The 715-nt window shown below is 66.7% G+C and carries 1 protein-coding gene; it reads left to right on the plus strand.

Annotation, left to right across the window (positions count from 1 at the left end):
• The coding region (locus PMI15_RS25495) for a hypothetical protein (RefSeq protein ID WP_007873479.1) at positions 1-524 on the plus strand (524 nt) is incomplete at its 5' end.
• Positions 525-715: the final 191 nt, after the last annotated feature.

A 715-nucleotide genomic window follows, 5' to 3' on the forward strand; every position in this document is an offset into this window, starting at 1 on the left:
TCAGCATCGTCATCCCGCAAGTGCTGTTCCTGCGGGTCGGCACCAGCTCCGGCAACACAGCGACCGACGGCACCATTGATTCCACGACATTCACGGTGCCGGCGGCCAATGTGGGAGACGCCAGCGCCATCGCAGGCGTGGGCGGCGACCTGACAGCCGGCGCCGTGACGGTGCGGGTTTACGGCAACGGCGGCAACGTCAGCCTGAACTCCTCCACCACCGGCCCCCTGACCACCGGCACCGCCGGCGAGACCATTGCCTGGAGCCAGATCGGCGTCACGGGCGGCGCCCTCGCCGCCACCACCTCGGGCTTCACCAATGCGGCCATCACCCATCCGGCCTTCAATACCGGCGCCTCCGGCGGCAACGGCACGGCCTCCACCCTGACCGCCACCAACCGCCTGGTGCGTGTCGAGGGCAAGTGGACTTACAGCTACCTCAACGCCAACATTCCCGCCGCCGGCACCTACGGCGGCACGGTCGCCAAAAACGGCCGCGTGACCTACACCGCCACCCAACTCTAAACAGACAACAGGAGCCATCATGAAAAAAATACTTCTTTCTTCCATCAGCGCTTTGAGCCTCGCCGCATCGCTGGTGGCCCCCGCCCACGCCGAGTCCACCTACACCGCGCCGGCCATCGTCGGCTCCACCGCCACCGGGCGGGTGGATATCAGCATCGTCATCCCGCAAGTGCTGTTCCTGCGGGTCGGCA

The sequence above is a fragment of the Polaromonas sp. CF318 genome (genome assembly GCF_000282655.1).
GTDB lineage: Bacteria > Pseudomonadota > Gammaproteobacteria > Burkholderiales > Burkholderiaceae_C > Polaromonas.